Here is a 2976-nt window from a genome sequence, read left to right as displayed (position 1 = left end):
CTACAACTGCTTGACCGGACCCCAAGCTTCCCCCTAAGATGGGGGTTGCCTGGTGCCCGGGGCGGCGTAGCTCAGGCGGTCAGAGCACACGACTCATAATCGTGGTGTCGTGGGTTCGAGTCCCACCGCCGCCACCAGCGCCCGGAGCCAAAACTCCCGCCCTCGGAAGTCAGGGCGGGAGTGGCTTTTGACCGCAGGAAAGGCAAGGGAGCAGAGTTTTTGGGAACTTTCCAATGGATGTTTGGCGGGACCTTTACAGGGAAGTCTTGCCTACCTTATTCCCCTTTTACACGCTAAAGTGGGAGGCATGGAACGTTCCACCTCCGCTCGCCTTTTCGCCGAGGCAAGCGAGCACATCCCAGGCGGTGTCTCCAGCCCCGTGCGGGCCTTCCGGGCCGTGGGGGGGACCCCTGTGTTCCTCGTGCGGGGAGAAGGGGCCTACGCCTTTGACGCGGACGGGAACCGGTACGTGGACTACGTGATGAGCTGGGGACCCCTCATCCTCGGCCACGCCCACCCCGAGGTGGTGGCGCGGGTGAAGGAGGTGGCGGAAAAGGGGCTCACCTTCGGGGCGCCCCACCCCTTGGAGGTGGCCTTGGCCCAAGCGGTGAAGCGGGCCTACCCGGGGGTGGACCTGGTGCGCTTTGTGAGCACCGGGACCGAGGCCACCATGTCCGCCATCCGCCTCGCCCGGGGGTACACGGGCCGGAAGTACGTGGTGAAGTTCCGCGGCAACTACCATGGCCACGCGGACGGCCTCCTGGTGGAGGCCGGCTCGGGGGCCCTCACCTTCGGCGTTCCCTCCAGCGCCGGCGTGCCCGAGGAGTACGCCCGGCTCACCCTGGTCCTGGAGTACAACGATCCCGAGGGGCTCCGGGCGCTTCTCCGCGCCCGGGGGGAGGAGATCGCCGCCATCATCTTTGAGCCGGTGGTGGGGAACGCTGGGGTCCTCGTCCCCACGGAGGCGTTTTTAAGGGCCCTGCACGAGGCCAAGGACTACGGCGTCCTCCTCATCGCCGACGAGGTGATGACGGGTTTCCGCCTGGCCTTCGGCGGGGCCACGGAGCGGTTTGGCCTCAAGCCCGACCTCGTGACCTTGGGGAAGATCCTGGGTGGTGGGCTTCCCGCCGCCGCCTACGCTGGGAGGCGGGAGATCATGGAGAAGGTGGCCCCCTTGGGGCCCGTCTACCAGGCGGGGACGCTTTCGGGAAACCCCTTGGCCATGGTGGCGGGGCTCGCCACCTTGGAAATATTGGAGAAAAATCAGGGCTACTACGCCTACCTCGAGGCCCTGGGGGCCAGGCTGGAGGCGGGGCTTAGGGAGGTGCTGGGGGAGAAGGGCATCCCCCACGCGGTGAACCGCGTGGGCTCCATGCTCACCGTCTTCTTCACCGAGGGCCCGGTGCGCACCTTCCAGGACGCCAGGCGCACGGACACGGAGCTTTTCAAGCGCTTCTTCCACGGGCTCTTGGACCGGGGAATCTACTGGCCCCCCTCCAACTTTGAGGCGGCCTTCCTCTCCGTGGCCCACACGGAAAAGGAGGTGGACAGGACCTTGGAGGCGGTGCGCCAGGCCCTATGACGCGCCTCAAGGACCCCATCTGCGCCGTGGCCACTCCCCCGGGGAAGGGGGCCATCGGGGTGGTGCGCCTTTCCGGGGAGGGGGCCTTGGAGGTGGCGGCCCGGGTCTGGCGGGGCAAGGACCCGAGGCGGCTTAAGGGGGGGCGGTTCACCCTGGGGGAGGTGGTGGACCCCGCCACGGGGGAGGTTTTGGACCAGGCCCTTCTCCTCGTCTTCCGCGCCCCCAGGTCCTACACCGGGGAGGACGCCTGCGAGTTCCACACCCACGGCTCCCCCGCGGTGCTGAGGCGGATCCTGGAGGCCCTTTACGCCGCCGGGGCCAGGCCCGCGGGTCCGGGGGAGTTCACCCTAAGGGCCTACCTCAACGGCAAGCTGGACCTGGCCCAGGCGGAGGCGGTCTTGGCCTTGGTGGAGGCGGAGGGGGACCTCGCCCGCAGGCAGGCCCTTAGGGCCTTGGAAGGGGCTCTTTCCCGCAAGATTGAGGCCCTGGAGCAGAGGCTTTTGGACCTCCTCGCCCACATCCAGGCCCTTTTGGACTACCCCGAGGAGGGGGTGGAGCCCCTGGAGGCGGAAAGGACCATCCGGGAGGTTCTGGCGGAGGTGGAGGGCCTTTTGGCCCAGGCCCGGGCTTCCCGGCTGGCGCAAAGGGGGGCGCGCCTGGCCCTGATCGGCGCCCCCAACGCCGGCAAGAGTAGCCTCCTAAACGCCCTTTTGGGCTACGAAAGGGCCCTTGTTTCCCCCATTCCCGGCACCACGCGGGACTACCTCGAGGCCCCCCTGGAGCTCTTCGGCATTCCCCTCGTGGCGGTGGACACCGCCGGGGTGCGGGACACGGAGGACCCCTTGGAGCGGGCCGGGGTGGAGCGGGCCTTGCGCATCGCCGAGGAGGCGGACCTCGTCCTCTACGTGGTGGACCGCTCCCTCCCGAGGCCCGCCCCACCCCCCCTCCCTTGGGAGCGCACCCTCAAGGTGGCCACCAAGGCGGACCTGCCCCCCGCCTGGGAGGACCCCGGCTTCCTTCTCGTGTCCAGCCGCACAGGGGAGGGGATGGAGGGGCTAAAGGAGGCCATTCACCGGGCGCTCCTGGGGGAAGGAGGGGGGGAGCTTTTGCTCACGGAGCGGCAGGTGGAGGCGCTCCACCGGGCGCGGGAGAGGCTCCTCGAGGCCCTAAGCCTCCCCCAGGACCTTGTGGGCCTCGCCCTGCAGGAGGCCCTGGAGGCCCTAAGCGCCCTCCGCGGCCGGGGGGAAGTGACCGAGGTGGTGGTGGCCCGGGTGTTCCAGAACTTTTGCGTGGGGAAGTGACGGCATTCCCCCATACCTTCGTGTGCTACTTGATCTGAAGCCCTGGGGTGTGAAAAAAGGGGGGTGCTATGGAAGCTCACTGCGAGCACCCCA

2 protein-coding genes and 1 tRNA gene are annotated in these 2976 nt (G+C 68.5%); all 3 read left to right on the top strand.

Annotation, left to right across the window (positions count from 1 at the left end; all coding sequences use genetic code 11):
• The first annotated feature begins 60 nt into the window (after positions 1 to 60).
• The 3 genes from QT17_RS05665 (at position 61) to mnmE (ending at position 2883) form a co-directional block, all read left to right on the top strand.
• A tRNA-Met gene (locus QT17_RS05665) sits at positions 61 to 137 on the top strand.
• Between the two features lie 170 nt (positions 138 to 307).
• Positions 308 to 1582, top strand: coding sequence for a glutamate-1-semialdehyde 2,1-aminomutase (gene hemL, locus QT17_RS05660; RefSeq protein ID WP_039457583.1), 1275 nt, complete (start codon positions 308 to 310; stop codon positions 1580 to 1582).
• Positions 1579 to 2883, top strand: coding sequence for a tRNA uridine-5-carboxymethylaminomethyl(34) synthesis GTPase MnmE (gene mnmE / locus QT17_RS05655; protein ID WP_039457580.1), 1305 nt, complete (start codon positions 1579 to 1581; stop codon positions 2881 to 2883). The genes hemL and mnmE overlap by 4 nt, the downstream gene beginning before the upstream one ends.
• Positions 2884 to 2976: the final 93 nt, after the last annotated feature.

This window comes from Thermus sp. 2.9 (assembly GCF_000794385.1).
GTDB classification, from domain to species: domain Bacteria; phylum Deinococcota; class Deinococci; order Deinococcales; family Thermaceae; genus Thermus; species Thermus thalpophilus.
Note: the sequence above shows the minus strand (reverse complement) of the source record. Positions and strands in the feature narration are given on the sequence as shown.